General features: G+C 74.6%; 16 protein-coding genes. 11 read left to right on the top strand and 5 right to left on the bottom strand.

Annotated features, from left to right (window positions below; all coding sequences use genetic code 11):
- The first annotated feature begins 73 nt into the window (after window positions 1-73).
- Window positions 74-400, top strand: coding sequence for a ferredoxin (fdxA, locus tag KSE_RS23890; protein ID WP_014137919.1), 327 nt, complete (start codon window positions 74-76; stop codon window positions 398-400).
- A gap of 22 nt (window positions 401-422) precedes the next feature.
- Entirely contained in the window at window positions 423-1,568 is a 1,146-nt protein-coding gene (gene dapC, locus KSE_RS23895) for a succinyldiaminopimelate transaminase (protein ID WP_014137920.1), read from the top strand.
- A 204-nt stretch (window positions 1,569-1,772) separates the two neighbouring features.
- Here the strand turns inward: dapC and KSE_RS46390 are convergent, their stop codons facing one another.
- Window positions 1,773-2,498 (bottom strand): hypothetical protein, encoded by a 726-nt coding sequence (locus KSE_RS46390; protein ID WP_014137921.1) that lies wholly within the window; start codon window positions 2,496-2,498, stop codon window positions 1,773-1,775.
- Window positions 2,499-2,929: 431 nt separating this feature from the next.
- The gene (locus KSE_RS23905; RefSeq protein WP_014137922.1) at window positions 2,930-3,898 is read right to left on the bottom strand and encodes a hypothetical protein; all 969 of its coding nucleotides are present in this window, start codon (window positions 3,896-3,898) and stop codon (window positions 2,930-2,932) included.
- A gap of 152 nt (window positions 3,899-4,050) precedes the next feature.
- Here KSE_RS23905 and dapE point away from each other — a divergent pair, with 152 nt between their 5' ends.
- The gene (gene dapE / locus KSE_RS23910; protein ID WP_014137923.1) at window positions 4,051-5,124 is read left to right on the top strand and encodes a succinyl-diaminopimelate desuccinylase; all 1,074 of its coding nucleotides are present in this window, start codon (window positions 4,051-4,053) and stop codon (window positions 5,122-5,124) included.
- Window positions 5,125-5,226: 102 nt separating this feature from the next.
- Window positions 5,227-6,009: an LOG family protein gene (locus KSE_RS23915; RefSeq protein WP_014137924.1), complete on the top strand. Its 783-nt coding sequence runs from the start codon at window positions 5,227-5,229 to the stop codon at window positions 6,007-6,009.
- 28 nt (window positions 6,010-6,037) lie between these two features.
- Here KSE_RS23915 and folP read toward each other — a convergent pair whose 3' ends face one another.
- A complete protein-coding gene (gene folP / locus KSE_RS23920) occupies window positions 6,038-6,850 on the bottom strand; it encodes a dihydropteroate synthase (RefSeq protein WP_051055937.1) in 813 nt (270 codons plus the stop codon).
- A 202-nt stretch (window positions 6,851-7,052) separates the two neighbouring features.
- Between folP and KSE_RS23925 the strand changes: the two genes are divergently transcribed.
- Together KSE_RS23925 and KSE_RS23930 are read left to right on the top strand one after the other, a co-directional pair.
- A complete protein-coding gene (locus KSE_RS23925) occupies window positions 7,053-7,511 on the top strand; it encodes a DivIVA domain-containing protein (protein WP_014137926.1) in 459 nt (152 codons plus the stop codon).
- The gene (locus tag KSE_RS23930; RefSeq protein ID WP_014137927.1) at window positions 7,508-8,077 is read left to right on the top strand and encodes a DNA-3-methyladenine glycosylase I; all 570 of its coding nucleotides are present in this window, start codon (window positions 7,508-7,510) and stop codon (window positions 8,075-8,077) included. Before KSE_RS23925 ends, KSE_RS23930 begins: the two co-directional genes overlap by 4 nt.
- A 10-nt stretch (window positions 8,078-8,087) precedes the next feature.
- Here the strand turns inward: KSE_RS23930 and KSE_RS23935 are convergent, their stop codons facing one another.
- Window positions 8,088-8,888, bottom strand: coding sequence for an enoyl-CoA hydratase/isomerase family protein (locus KSE_RS23935; protein ID WP_014137928.1), 801 nt, complete (start codon window positions 8,886-8,888; stop codon window positions 8,088-8,090).
- A gap of 306 nt (window positions 8,889-9,194) precedes the next feature.
- Here KSE_RS23935 and KSE_RS39470 point away from each other — a divergent pair, with 306 nt between their 5' ends.
- The gene (locus KSE_RS39470) at window positions 9,195-9,362 is read left to right on the top strand and encodes a DUF3117 domain-containing protein (RefSeq protein ID WP_014137929.1); all 168 of its coding nucleotides are present in this window, start codon (window positions 9,195-9,197) and stop codon (window positions 9,360-9,362) included.
- Between the two features lie 123 nt (window positions 9,363-9,485).
- Here the strand turns inward: KSE_RS39470 and KSE_RS23940 are convergent, their stop codons facing one another.
- Window positions 9,486-10,160, bottom strand: coding sequence for an O-methyltransferase (locus KSE_RS23940; protein ID WP_014137930.1), 675 nt, complete (start codon window positions 10,158-10,160; stop codon window positions 9,486-9,488).
- Between the two features lie 247 nt (window positions 10,161-10,407).
- Between KSE_RS23940 and sigE the strand changes: the two genes are divergently transcribed.
- The 4 genes from sigE (at window position 10,408) to KSE_RS23960 (ending at window position 13,428) form a co-directional block, all read left to right on the top strand.
- Window positions 10,408-11,115, top strand: coding sequence for an RNA polymerase sigma factor SigE (gene sigE / locus KSE_RS23945; RefSeq protein ID WP_231873411.1), 708 nt, complete (start codon window positions 10,408-10,410; stop codon window positions 11,113-11,115).
- Window positions 11,112-12,008 carry an anti-sigma factor gene (locus KSE_RS23950; protein WP_014137932.1) on the top strand — a complete coding sequence of 299 codons (897 nt, stop codon included), beginning with the start codon at window positions 11,112-11,114 and terminating at the stop codon, window positions 12,006-12,008. Before sigE ends, KSE_RS23950 begins: the two co-directional genes overlap by 4 nt.
- A gap of 133 nt (window positions 12,009-12,141) precedes the next feature.
- The gene (locus KSE_RS23955) at window positions 12,142-12,561 is read left to right on the top strand and encodes a sec-independent translocase (RefSeq protein WP_014137933.1); all 420 of its coding nucleotides are present in this window, start codon (window positions 12,142-12,144) and stop codon (window positions 12,559-12,561) included.
- A gap of 174 nt (window positions 12,562-12,735) precedes the next feature.
- Entirely contained in the window at window positions 12,736-13,428 is a 693-nt protein-coding gene (locus KSE_RS23960; RefSeq protein ID WP_014137934.1) for a hypothetical protein, read from the top strand.
- The last annotated feature ends 11 nt before the right edge of the window (window positions 13,429-13,439 follow it).

Raw genomic sequence — 13,439 nt, forward strand, 5'->3', positions numbered from 1 at the left:
ATCGACGGCGCCGCGCGCACCGCGCGACCGAGTAAACAGTAGGGCGGCAGCCCTTCCGAGGAGGAACGACAGCGTGACCTACGTCATCGCGCAGCCTTGTGTCGACGTCAAGGACAAGGCGTGCATCGAAGAGTGCCCCGTGGACTGCATCTACGAGGGCGAGCGCTCCCTCTACATCCACCCGGACGAGTGCGTGGACTGTGGCGCCTGTGAACCGGTCTGCCCGGTCGAGGCGATCTTCTACGAGGACGACACTCCGGAGGAGTGGAAGGACTACTACAAGGCCAACGTCGAGTTCTTCGACGACCTGGGCTCGCCCGGCGGCGCCTCCAAGCTCGGCCTGATCCAGAGCGACCACCCGTTCATCGCCGCGCTGCCCCCGCAGAACGCCGAGCACTGAGCCGATCGGTGGCAACCACGCTGTGAGCACCAACGACAGCACGCACGCGCCGTTCCCGGGCCACCCGGGGGCGGCGCGCCGCGTCTCCGACCGTCTGCCGGTCTTCCCCTGGGACAAGCTCGAACCGTACAAGCGCACCGCCCAGGCACACCCGGACGGGCTCTGCGACTTCTCGGTCGGCACCCCGGTGGACCCCGTCCCCGCACTGGTCCAGCAGGCGCTGGCCGCGCACACCGACACCCCCGGCTACCCCACCGTGTGGGGCCCGCTGTCGCTGCGCGACGCCATCGCCGGCTGGCTGGGCCGCCGCTGCGGCGCCGAGATCGGCTCCGAGGCCGTGCTGCCCACCGTCGGCTCCAAGGAGCTGGTGGCCTGGCTGCCCGGCCAACTCGGCCTCGGCCCCGGCGACCAGGTCGCCTACCCCACGCTCGCGTACCCCACCTACGAGGTCGGCGCGCTGCTCTGCGGCGCCGAACCGGTCGCGTACGAGGACGTCAGCGAGCTGGACGGCTCGAAGGTCCGGCTGCTCTGGCTGAACTCGCCGTCCAACCCCACCGGACGGGTGCTCGACGCGGACGCCCTGCGCCGCGCCGTCGAGTGGGCCCGGGAGCACCGGGTGCTGCTGGTCAGCGACGAGTGCTACCTCGAACTCGGCTGGGAGGCCGAGCCGGTGTCCGTGCTGCACCCGTCGGTCTGCGGCGGCTCGCACGAGGGCCTGCTGGCCGTGCACTCGCTCTCCAAGCGCTCCAACCTGGCCGGCTACCGGGCCTCCTTCGTGGCGGGCGACCCGGTGGTGGTCGCCGAACTGCTGGAGATCCGCAAGCACGGCGGCATGATCGTGCCCGCGCCGGTGCAGGCGGCCACCGCGGCCGCGCTCGCCGACGACGCGCACGTCGCCGAGCAGCGGGCCCGGTACGCGCAGCGGCGCAGCGCGCTGCGGGCCGCGCTGGAGGCGTACGGGTTCCGGATCGAGCACTCCGAGGCGAGCCTGTACCTGTGGGCGACCCAGGACAAGCCGTGCTGGGAGACCGTGGCCGAACTCGCCGAGCTGGGCATCCTGGTGGCCCCCGGCGACTTCTACGGCCCGGTGGGCGACCGGTTCGTGCGGGTGGCCTTCACCGCCACCGACGAGCGGGTGGCCTCGGCGGTGGAGCGGCTCAAGCGGTAGGCGCGGGCCGGCCTCCGGGCCGGCGGCGCGCTTTCCGGCGCCGCGTACGGCGGACATGACGGAGGGGGCGGGCCCCAGGCCCGCCCCCTCCGTCATGCGTGTCGCGTCATGCGTGCAGTGACATTGATGTCGCGACATACGTGTGGGAACACGAGTGTCGTGACATGCGTGTCAGGTCATGCGTGCCGCGACACGCATGACGGGTCAGCCGATCGGCAGGCCGCCGCCCTGGATGCCGCCGAGCAGGCCGCCGACCGGGCCGAGGGCGCCGGTCAGGCCGCCGAGCGGGCTGTCGCCGCCGAGGGCGGGCATGCCGCCGAGGCGGTTGGCGGACTCGTGCTCGGTCAGGCCCTCGACGGCGCCGGCGACCGGCAGCGAGTGGAGGGCGCCGGTGACCGGGCCGAGCTTGTCGGCGGCCGGCAGGCTCTGGGTGAGCTTGTCGGTGGGCAGGCCGCGGGCGACGGTGGCCAGCGGGGTGGCGGTGGCCCGGTCGGTGGCCGGGAGGACCTTCTCGGTGACGGCGGGGGCGACCTTGTCCTCGATCGCCGGGCCGGCCTTGTCGGTGAGCGTCTGCAGCGACCCGGTCAGCTGGCCGGCCTTGCCGACCGGGCCGAGCTTGCCGAGCGCGTCGTCGGTGGACGGCAGGTTGTGCGCGACGGTGTTGCCCGCCGCGTCGGCGGCCGCCGGGCCGCCCGCCGCCAGGGTCGCGGAGCCGGTGGTGCCGACCACGTGGCCCAGCTCGTGGGTGGCCCCCTGCACCGCGTCCCCCGAGTTGGGGAGGTCGGCCAGCTTGGTCACGCCGGCGCCCAGGTCGGTCTGCGGCACCACCTCGGTGGCGGAGGCGGCGCCCGCCGCGGCCGCCAGCGGCGCCGCGGTGGCGGCGACGAGCAGCGCGGCCTGGGCGATCCGGCGCGTCAGGGGGAGGGACATGGTGCTCCTAAGAGGTGAGGTCAACGGTCCGCCGGGCGGGCGGCGCGGGGAGCGCTCCGCCCGGCGGGCGACGTGTATGACCGAAAGAGCACCGGGAAGGTTTCGGCCGGGCAAGGTCAAGGGTTGGCAAAGATCGGACGATCCTTTTTCGGGCCTCGCGGGGGTGTCGGCCGGGTGGCGGCGGGCGCAGAACCGTCACTCCCCTTGCGGGCCGGGCCTTCGCCGCCCCCGGGGCGCACCGGTTCGGAGGTGCCCGCCGACGGCCCCGGCGTCAGCGGGAGTTGACGCGAATCACCCGGTGGGCGGTCACCCGCGCACCAGTGCGTCAACGCACCGTCGAGCCCCCACCACCGCCGTCACGACCGTTGCCACCGCCGCCCCCACCACCGCCGTCACCGCCACCGCCGCCGTCAAGACAGCCGCCGCCGGGGCTACTTCGCGACCGGCTCGCCCATCGTCACCAGCACCCGCTCGGCGGGCGCGCCCGCCAGCGGCTTCCAGCCGTCGCGCGGCTTGTCCACCCGCCAGACCTTGCCGTCGTACGCGACCTGGCCGACGCCGAGCGCCGCGGCGTGCGCCACCGACCAGTGCGCCAGGGCCCAGCCGGTCTGGCCGGGGCCGCCGGAGCCCGCCGTGCTGGCGGTGGGCTGCGGGGTGAGCGCGAGGACCTCGCGCGGGTCCTTGGCGGCCTTGTCGGCGCCCGCCACCGTCACGGCCTTGCCGAACTCCCGGCGGACCCGCTCGGTGAGGTTGGCCGCGGTCGGGGCCTGCTCGGTCGGGTCGGTCGGGGTGGGTGCGGGCAGCGCGTGCACCACGCAGTCCAGCGAGGCGGGTTCGCGGCCGGTCAGCACGGTGGCGAGCAGCGTCGCGTTGTTCTCGTGCTTGGCGTACGCCTGCGGGTAGCCGCTGCGCTGCACCTGCTGGGCGGCGTCGGTCAGCGGCAGTTGCGCGTACCCGTTCACCTTGACCAGCGCGTCCAGGAACTTGTTGGTCGAGTAGACCGGGTCCATGATCTGGTCGACCGAGCCCCAGCCCTGCGAGGGGCGCTGCTGGAACAGGCCGACCGAGTCCCGGTCGCCGCCCTCCAGGTTGTACAGCTTGGACTCCTGGATGGCGGTGGCCAGCGAGATGGTCACCGCCCGCTCGGGCAGGCCGCGGGACATCGCCACCGCGGCTATGGTCGAGGCGTTCGCGGCCTGGGCGAGTTCCAGGGTGCCGGTGCCGGCCGCGGTGGTGACCGTGCAGCCCTCGTCGGGGGGCGTGATCTTGTCCCGGTTCAGCCAGACCACCAGGCCGCCGACCACCGACAGCGCCAGCACCCCGACCAGTACCCGCCGCCACGGCCGCCGGCGGCGCGGTTCGGCGCCGTCCAGCGCGTCGTACTCGGCGTCCTCGGTCACGGGTGGCCCCTCTCTGTGGTGATCGCGTCGCGGCGGTCCCGGCCCGGCGCGCGCCGTTCGCGGACACCGTAACCGCTCGGACGGCGGCACGGGCCCGCGCGGTTGCGCGACCACCGGCGGAGGGGGGCCGGCGGCTCGGTAGGGTGGCCGCCATGAGCAGCCCGAACGAGCCCCTCGACCTCTTCCTCGACGGCGGGACGCTGACCGCCCGCCTCGTCGACTTCCCGTCCGTCAGCGGTGAGGAGGCGGCCCTCGCGGACGCCGTCGAGACCGCGCTCCGGGCCCTCCCGCACCTGACCGTCGACCGGTACGGCAACAACGTGGTCGCCCGCACCCACTTCGGCCGGGCCGAGCGGGTCGTCCTCGCCGGGCACCTGGACACCGTGCCGATCGCCGACAACCTGCCCTCGCACGTCGAGGGCGACCTGCTCTACGGCTGCGGCACCTCCGACATGAAGTCCGGCGTCGCGGTGCAGCTGCGGCTCGCCGCCACCCTCACCGAGGCCAACCGGGACGTCACCTACGTCTTCTACGACTGCGAGGAGGTGGAGGCCGCCCGCAACGGCCTCGGCCACCTGTTCGCGGTCCACCCGGACTGGCTGGCGGGCGACTTCGCGGTCCTGATGGAGCCCAGCGGCGCGGTGGTCGAGGGCGGCTGCCAGGGCAGCCTGCGGGTGGACGTCACGCTCACCGGCGTCCGCGCGCACGCCGCCCGCAGCTGGCTCGGCGACAACGCCATCCACAAGGCCGCGGAGGTGCTGCGCCGGCTCGCCGAGTACCAGCCGCGCCGGGTGGAGATCGACGGCCTGGAGTACCGCGAGGGCCTGAACGCGACCCGGATCGACGGCGGCGTGGCGGGCAACGTGATCCCCGACGAGTGCCGGATCCACGTGGCCTTCCGGTTCGCCCCCGACCGCAGCCTGGAGCAGGCCGAGGCGCACCTGCGCGAGGTCTTCGCCGGCTACCAGGTGGACGTCGTCGACGCCTCGCCCGCCGCCCTGCCCGGCCTCGGCCTGCCCGCCGCGCGGGCCTTCCTGGAGGCGGTCGGCGGCGAGCCCCGGGCCAAGTTCGGCTGGACGGACGTGGCCCGGTTCTCCGCGCACGGCGTGCCCGCCGTCAACTACGGCCCCGGCGACCCGAACCTGGCGCACAAGCGCGAGGAGCACTGCTCGCTCAGCGCGATCGCCGACGTCGAGCGGCGGCTGCGGGACTGGCTCGCCCGGTAGCGGGTCCGAGTGGCGGGAGTCGGGTGCGGTTCGCCCGACTCCCGTCTGCGCGACGGCCGTTATTTGCCCCGGATCGTGCCTCGTCAGGCGTAGGGTTTCGTCATGACAGCCAACGGAGATGACCCCGTCCGCCGGCCCAGGAAGCCGTGGCCCGAGAAGCGCAAGGGCCCCGTTCTGCTGCGGCGCGACCAGGTCGAGACGAGTACGACCGACCAGCGGCTGCTGGACACCACCGGGCCGACCGACTGGTTGCACACCGACCCGTGGCGGGTGCTGCGGATCACCTCGGAGTTCGTCGAGGGCTTCGGCGCGCTCGCCGAACTCCCGACCGCCATCAGCGTGTTCGGCTCCGCCCGGACGCCGGTCGGCTCGCCCGAGTACGAGGCCGGGGTGCAGATCGGCCGGGCCCTGGCCGAGGCCGGCTACGCGGTGATCACCGGCGGCGGCCCGGGCGCGATGGAGGCCGCCAACAAGGGCGCCACCGAGGCCGGCGGGCTGAGCGTCGGCCTGGGCATCGAGCTGCCCTTCGAACAGGGCCTCAACGAGTACGTCGACCTGGGCCTGAACTTCCGGTACTTCTTCGTCCGCAAGACGATGTTCGTGAAGTACGCCCAGGGCTTCGTGGTCCTTCCCGGCGGCCTCGGCACGCTGGACGAGCTGTTCGAGGCGCTCACCCTGGTGCAGACGAAGAAGGTCACCCGCTTCCCGGTGGTCCTGTTCGGCAGCGCCTACTGGGGCGGGCTGGTGGAGTGGCTCAAGTCGACCCTGGTCGCCCAGGGCAAGGCCAACCCCGCCGACCTCGAACTGTTCCACGTCACCGACGACGTGTCGGAGGTCCTGAAGGTGCTGGACGCCGCGCGGGGGCCGAAGGGCACCCCCGCGTAGCGCCGCGCTCCGGGGGGCGGGCGGCGGCTCAGGCCAGCCCCCGGCGGGCCACCGCCGGGGGCCGGGTGCCGCGGATCGACGCCACCATGTCCAGCACCTGGCGGGTCTCGGCGACCTGGTGCGCCCGGTAGATCCGCGCGCCCAGCCAGGCCGAGACCGCCGTGGTGGCCAGGGTGCCGAGCAGCCGCTCGTCCACCGGCCGGTCCAGGGTCTCGCCGACGAAGTCCTTGTTGGAGAGCGAGACCAGCACCGGGAAGCCGGTCGCCGTCATCTCCGGCAGCCGGCGGGTCGCCTCCAGCGAGTGCCGGGTGTTCTTCCCGAAGTCGTGCCCCGGGTCGATGATCAGCCCGTCGCGGCGCACGCCCAGTTCGAGCGCCCGCTCGGCCAGGCCGACGGTCACCGCCAGGATGTCCGCCATCACGTCCTCGTACCCCACCCGGTGCGGGCGGGTGCGCGGCTCGGCGCCGCCCGCGTGCGTGCACACCAGGCCCGCGCCGTACTTGGCCGCGACCTCGGCGAGCTTCGGGTCGAAGCCGCCCCAGGCGTCGTTCAGCAGGTCGGCGCCGACCGCGCAGACCGCCTCGCCGACCTCGTGCCGCCAGGTGTCGACGCTGATCACCACGTCCGGGTGGCGCTCGCGCAGCTCGGCGACGAACGGCACCGTGCGGCGCAACTCCTCCTCCACGCCGACCTCCTCGCCCGGACCGGCCTTCACCCCGCCGATGTCCAGGATCGCCGCGCCCTCGGCGACCGCCCGGTCCGCGGCCGCGAACGCGGCCTCGTCGGCGAAGGTCGCCCCGCGGTCGAAGAACGAGTCCGGAGTGCGGTTGACGATGGCCATGACGACCAGCTCGTCCGGGCCGAACTCCCGTGTGCCGAGGCGTAGTGCCACCGGTGTCTCCTCCTCAGCGCTCCCGGGTGCAATGATGGGCCCCGGCCTGTATCGGGACCATGATCCCACCGTAGCCCTCGCGGGCGGGCCGAAGCCGACCGGCGCCCGCCGGGCAAGCCGGGAACTGCCGGGAACTGACGGAGGACAGCTCGTGTTCTGGGTGATCGTGGCCGCGATGGTCTTGGTGGTGGGCGGCGCCGCCGTGGTGGCGCTGGGCGGCGGCGGAACGCTGCCGGAGGCCGAGCACGACCGGCTCTCCGCGCGCCTCCCGCAGGACCGCGCGCTCAGCCGGGTCGACGTCGACGAACTGCGCCTGCCGATGGCGCTGCGCGGCTACCGGATGGACGAGGTCGACGACGTGCTCGACCGCCTCGGCGCGGAACTCTCGCTGCGCGACGCCCGGATCGCCGAACTGGAGGCCGTCGGCGCGGTGCGCGGCGCGGTCACCGCGGCCGAGGGCGCGACCGGCGAACCGCTGCCGGGTCTTGAGTCGTTCACGGCCGTCCTGGAGAAGGAGCCGGCGGCCGCCGGGACCGCCGCCGGGACCGCCGCCGGCCCGGTTCCGGACGAGCAGGCCGCGCCCGCCGAGCCCAAGGGCGACCGCGGGTGAGCGGTGCGGTCCTCGGGGCCGACGGCCTCCGGCGGTGCGGCTGGGGCGACACGGCCGACGACTACCGCGCCTACCACGACACCGAGTGGGGCCGGCCGGTCCACGGCGACCGGGCCCTGTTCGAGCGGATCACGCTGGAGGCGTTCCAGTCGGGCCTGTCCTGGATCACCATCCTGCGCCGCCGCGAGGGCTTCCGGACGGCGTTCCGCGGCTTCGACACCGCCGCCGTCGCCGAGTTCGGCGACGCCGACGTCGAACGGCTGCTGAACGACACCGGCATCATCCGCAACCGCGCCAAGGTCCTCGCCACCATCGCCAACGCGAAGGCGGCCCGGGCCCTGGCCGAGGGCGAACTCGACGCGCTGGTCTGGAGCCACGCCGGCGACCCGTCCCGCCCGGCCCCGCGCACCCTGGCCGACGTCCCGGCCGTGACGCCGGAGTCGACGGCCCTCGCCAAGGCCCTCAAGCGGGCCGGCTTCCGGTTCGTCGGACCGACCACCGCGTACGCGCTGATGCAGGCGTGCGGACTGGTCAACGACCACCTGGCGGACTGCCACGCGCGCTAGGGCCCGGGGCTCAGCGCCCGGTGTAGGCGGGCTTCTCCTTGGCGAGGAAGGCGTCGACGGCGATCCGGTGGTCCTCGCTGCGGCCGGCCAGGGTCTGGAGTTCGTCCTCCTTGTCGAGGAGCTCGTCCAGCGAGTGCGCGGCGCCGTAGGCCAGGGACTCCTTGATCGCGCCGTAGGCGACCGTCGGGCCGTTGGCCAGGGTGAGGGCGAACTCGTGGGCGATGGCCGCGAGTTCGGCGGCGGGGACGACCCGGGTGGCGAGGCCGAGGGTGAGCGCCTCGGCGGCGCGGACGGTGCGCGGGAGCATCAGCAGTTCGGTGGCGCGGGCGTGGCCGACCAGGCGGGGGAGGGTCCAGGAGGCGCCGGAGTCGGTGGTCAGGGCGACGCCGGCGAACGAGGTGTTGAAGCCCGCGGTGTCGGCGAGGATCCGGAAGTCGCAGGCGAAGGCGAGCGAGGCCCCGGCGCCGGCCGCGACGCCGTTGACGGCGGCGACGGTGGGCTTGCGCATCCCGGCGAGGGCGCGCACCAGCGGGTTGTAGTGCTCGGCGACGGTGCGCAGCGCGCCCTCGCCGGTCTCGCGCTGGCGCTCCAGCAGGCCGACGTGCTCCTTGAGGTCCTGGCCGACGCAGAACGCCTTGTCGCCGGCACCGGTGAGCAGCACGGCCCGGACGTCCGGGTCGGCCGCGGCGGCGGTGACGGCGTCCCGGAGGGCGACCTTGGTGGGGACGTCGAGGGCGTTCATCGCGGCGGCGCGGTCGATGGTGAGGACGGCGAGGGCGCCGTCGCGCTCGTAGCGCACGGTGTCGGACATGGTGCGGGCTCCCCGGGTCGCGGTGGCTGCCACTGGCGGCTGTTCAGGGGCCAGCATGCCGGAGCCGGGGCGGGCACGGGGAGTGTGAGGTGTCACACCCTCGGTAGGCGTGTCGGAGTGCGGCGGGATGCGGCTTTCGGCAGGTAATGGGCGCTTTGCGGCGGGTTGGGGGCGGTTGGCGCAGAGAGTGATGTTGGTCATCCAGCCGTCGCATGCGGGATAATGGCTTCCGATCAATGCGTTCGATACCGGCGGTGGACGGACTGTCCGGTGCGTACCTGAACGGTTGCAGGAAGGGGAACGAGCATGGCGGCCATGAAGCCGCGGACGGGTGACGGCCCGCTGGAGGTCACCAAAGAGGGGCGGGGCATCATCATGCGAGTTCCGCTCGAAGGGGGCGGGCGCCTGGTGGTGGAGCTGACGCCGGACGAGGCGGACGCTCTGGGCGAGGCCCTCAAGAAGGCCTGCGGCTGACCTGCAGGCAGGTGACCCCGCATCTCCCCGGCGATCGGCGAGGTGCTCGACGGGCCCGGTTCCCCGCACGGGGGCCGGGCCCGTTCCGCGCGTCCCGGGGCGGCCGGCCGGCCGCCGGCCGGGTCAGCGCTTGACGGCGCAGAGCAGCCCGTCCGAGACCGGCAGCAGCGCGGGCAGCAGGACGTCGCTCTCCCGGATGTCGGCGACCAGGTCGCGCACCGCGCGGGTCTGCGGGTCGTCCAGCTCGGGTTCGGCGAGCCGGCCCTCCTGGAAGACGCCCTCGAAGCAGACCACGCCGCCCGGCCGGAGCAGCCGCAGCGCCTCGGTGAGGTGGAACGGCGAGTCGGCCGGGTCGCCGTCGCAGAACACCAGGTCGTACTGGCCGTCGGCGAGCCGGGGCAGCACCTCGCGGGCCCGGCCGGGGATGCAGCGGACCCGGTTGCCGGTGAAGCCGGCCGCCCGGTACGCCTCGCGGGCGTACTGCTGGCGGACCGGTTCGGCGTCGACGGTGGTGAGCACCCCGTCCGCGCGCATGCCGCGCAGCAGGTACACGCCGGAGACGCCGGTGCCGGTGCCGACCTCGACCACGGCCTTGGCGTCGAGCGCGGCGGCCAGCAGCCGCAGGGCGGCGCCGCCGCTGGGGCCGATCGCGGGTATGCCGGTGCGGGCCGACTGGGCCCGGGCGTAGGTCAGCACCGCGTCCTCGCCGACGTAGGTGTCGGCGAGGGCCGCTCGCTGGGGCCCGAACTCGGTGATGGCTGCCTCTTCCGGAGCGCCGTTGCCGACCCAAGTCGACAAATTCCAGCGACAGACTACTGGCCCCCCGGGAACCGCGTTCGACGGCTGGCCGTTGGACTGCTACGGGCGGCGGGACCGCCCGGGGCGGCCGGTGTTCGACCGCTCTTATCCGGGCTTGACGGGCGAGGTGGATATGGTGGTGGCTCTGCTGGGCAGAAGAGCCGACCGAGGAGGTGTGGCCGAGGGCGACGTCCCTGTGCAGCGGCACTCCCGCGGCATCACGTCGACCCGTACGCCGAAGCCCGTGATGAACCAGTCCCTGCACTCCCCCCTGGACCAGCCGACCGCAGCCGACGACTCGGCGGCCGGGACCGCGAGCACCCTCGCGTCCTTCGCCGAGGGGCCCGACGCGCAGAACTGGACGCCGCCCAGCTGGGAGGAGATCGTCGAGGCGCACAGCGCCCGGGTCTACCGCCTGGCGTACCGGCTGACGGGCAACCAGCACGACGCCGAGGACCTCACGCAGGAGGTCTTCGTCCGGGTGTTCCGCTCGCTCTCCACCTACACCCCCGGCACCTTCGAGGGCTGGCTGCACCGGATCACCACCAACCTGTTCCTGGACATGGTGCGCCGCCGCCAGCGGATCCGCTTCGACGCCCTCGCCGAGGACGCGGCGGAGCGCCTGGCCAGCCGCGAGCCCAGCCCCGCCCAGCACTTCAGCGACACCCACTTCGACGCGGACGTCCAGCAGGCGCTGGACACCCTCGCCCCGGAGTTCCGGGCCGCCGTGGTGCTCTGCGACATCGAGGGCCTCTCGTACGAGGAGATCGCCGCGACGCTCGGCGTGAAGCTCGGCACCGTCCGCAGCCGGATCCACCGCGGCCGCTCGCACCTGCGCGCCGCCCTCAAGCACCGGGCGCCGAACGCCGCCGCGGGCCGTTCGCGCCGGGGCGGCTCCGCCGAGCCCGTGCCGGTCGGCGCCGATCCGGCAGTCAGCGACCGGAGGGGGTCATGAGCGATCGCGCCCCCGAGCGCGCGGACGCCGCCGGCCGCTCGCGCTGGGCGCCGCTGCGCCGCGCCGAGCAGGCGCCGGCCGGGCCCGAACTGCGCGCCCTGACCCTCCGCCCGGTCGAACCGGCCGCCGAGGAGCACCACCTGGGCGACCGGCTGTCCGCCTACCTGGACGGCGAGCTCGGCCACGACGCCCGCGAGCGGGTCCAGGCCCACCTGGCGACCTGTCCGGACTGCCTGGCCGAGGCCGAGCAGGGCCGGGCGGTCAAGCGCACGCTCAGCCAGGCCGGCACGCCCGGCCCGTCGGCCGCGCTGATGGCCCGGCTGATGGCCGTCGCCGCGCTCCCCGAGGACGAGTCGGGCCCGGACGAGCCGCCCGGCGGCCCCGTGTTCGGCGGCAGCCGGCTGACCGGCGGATCGTTCGGCCGGGGCGCGGGCTTCGGCGGCGGCGCGCTGGGCGCGGACGCGCCGATACCCGGGATCGACCCGCGGGCCGGCCTGTTCGGCGCCCGCCCGGCCGGCCCCCGGCCGGCCGACCGCCCCGCCACCCGCCCGTCCGTGCTGCCGGGCGGCGAGCCGTCCGGGCTGCCGCGGCCGCTGGCCGCCGCGCTGGGCGAACTGCCCGCCGTCCGCCCGTCCGCCGCGCGCGGCCGCCGGCTGGTGTTCGCCGCCGCCGGGGCGTTCTCGGTCGCGGCCGTCACGCTCGGCGGGGTCGGCGGCGTCACCGCCGGTCAGGGCACCACCCGGCAGCCCGCCAGCGTCACCCCGGTCGGCGGGGCGATCGTCCCGGTCAACGCCCAGCAGCCCGCCGCGGACGCGCCGGAGTACCCGCTGCGCGCCCGCTACCAGCTCAGTACGCCCACGCCCACCAGTGACCCGCGGCAGCTGCTGCGCTAGCCTGCCTTCACCGGCACGCCGTCGACGCCGGTCACCCGGGTGGTCTTTACCACGGTTTCATCCTCCGGGGGCCGGGGGAACGGCCGCCCGCGTTTACCCTTGATTCAGCGTTGTCGGGTGCTGGGGAGTTCAGGTGTTCGGAGACATAGGCGGACTGGAGGTCGCGACGATCGTCGTCCTGGCGATCGTGATCTTCGGCCCGGACAAGCTGCCCAAGCTGATCCAGGACACCATGGGCTTCATCCGCAAGATCCGCTCCTTCGCGGACAACGCGAAGGAGGACATCCGCAGCGAGCTCGGGCCGGAGTTCCAGAACTTCGACTTCGACGACCTGAACCCGAAGAACTTCGTCCGCAAGCAGCTGCTCGGCGACGGCGACGACCCGCTCGGGCTCAAGGACCTCAAGGACAGCGTCGACCTCAAGTCCGCGCTGAGCGACCCGAACCCGACGCCCACCGCCTCGGTCGACTTCTCCAAGGCCGCGACCGCCGCGTCCGCCGGCCCGGCCCTGGCGGCCGGCGAACGGCCCCCGTTCGACCCCGACGCGACCTGAGGGCCCGCCCCTCCGCCACCCGACGACGCCCCGTCCTGCTCCGGCAAGGCGGGGCATCGCCGTCCGCGCCGCTATCGTGTCCACTACCCCTCCGGACGGCGGACCCTGTGGGCTCCGTCACGACCGGCCGCCACCGGCCCGGTTTTCCGGACGGAAGGGCCCGGGTGCGCCACCATGGAGCCCGCCCGGGTTGGCACAGTCGAGGAGAGGCCCGCAGTGGACGCCACGCACCGTAACGGCGGCACCGCCGCCGCCCGCCGCGCCGCCGACCCGCTGGCCGGCTACCGCGCCGCCGACTTCCCCTGGTACGGCCTCGACGAGGGCTGGACCGGACGCCGCTGGCTCGGCCAGGTCGGCACCGGCCAGCGCGCTGCCGCCGACACCGAGGCCCCCGACTACGGCACCCTCGGCCACGGCGACGAACCCGCCCGCGGCCCCGAACCGCGCGACACCCGCCGCTTCGTCGTGGTCACCACCGTCGCCCGCCGCGACGTCCGCCGCAGCGCCGACAACACCGGCACCCTGGAAGCCACCTCCGCCTCCTCCGCCGCCTGGCTGGCCGGCTCCGGCCTGCTCGCCGCGACCTGGCCCGGCAACCTCGACCGCGCCCTCCGGCAGAACTGGCTCGACCAGCAGTCCGCCCTCGCCTGGGACCTCGCCGACGACCTCGACGGCCCTGCCTGGACCTCCCTCACCCTCCCCGTCAACGGCCTCCCGCAGCCCTTCCGCTACCGCGAGTCCGAACACGGCTGGGTGCTGGCGGGCGAGGCCCCCGGCGTCCTGATCGGCGCCCACGGCCGCTCGGTCTCCGCGTACGGCGTCGGCTTCACCGCCGTCGCCGATCTGGAGACCTACGACGGCCGGTAGGCCCTGTCCGG

Source organism: Kitasatospora setae KM-6054 (genome assembly GCF_000269985.1).
GTDB classification, from domain to species: Bacteria; Actinomycetota; Actinomycetes; order Streptomycetales; family Streptomycetaceae; genus Kitasatospora; species Kitasatospora setae.

Coding starts and splice junctions, on each gene's coding strand:
- KSE_RS46390 (WP_014137921.1), bottom strand. CDS start 2,498: ATGTCCCTCCCCCTGACGCGCCGGATCGCCCAGGCCGCGCTGCTCGTC.
- dapE (WP_014137923.1), top strand. CDS start 4,051: ATGAGCAGCCCGAACGAGCCCCTCGACCTCTTCCTCGACGGCGGGACG.
- KSE_RS23915 (WP_014137924.1), top strand. CDS start 5,227: ATGACAGCCAACGGAGATGACCCCGTCCGCCGGCCCAGGAAGCCGTGG.
- folP (WP_051055937.1), bottom strand. CDS start 6,850: ATGGCCATCGTCAACCGCACTCCGGACTCGTTCTTCGACCGCGGGGCG.
- KSE_RS23935 (WP_014137928.1), bottom strand. CDS start 8,888: ATGTCCGACACCGTGCGCTACGAGCGCGACGGCGCCCTCGCCGTCCTC.
- KSE_RS39470 (WP_014137929.1), top strand. CDS start 9,195: ATGGCGGCCATGAAGCCGCGGACGGGTGACGGCCCGCTGGAGGTCACC.
- sigE (WP_231873411.1), top strand. CDS start 10,408: ATGAACCAGTCCCTGCACTCCCCCCTGGACCAGCCGACCGCAGCCGAC.
- KSE_RS23950 (WP_014137932.1), top strand. CDS start 11,112: ATGAGCGATCGCGCCCCCGAGCGCGCGGACGCCGCCGGCCGCTCGCGC.
- KSE_RS23960 (WP_014137934.1), top strand. CDS start 12,736: ATGGAGCCCGCCCGGGTTGGCACAGTCGAGGAGAGGCCCGCAGTGGAC.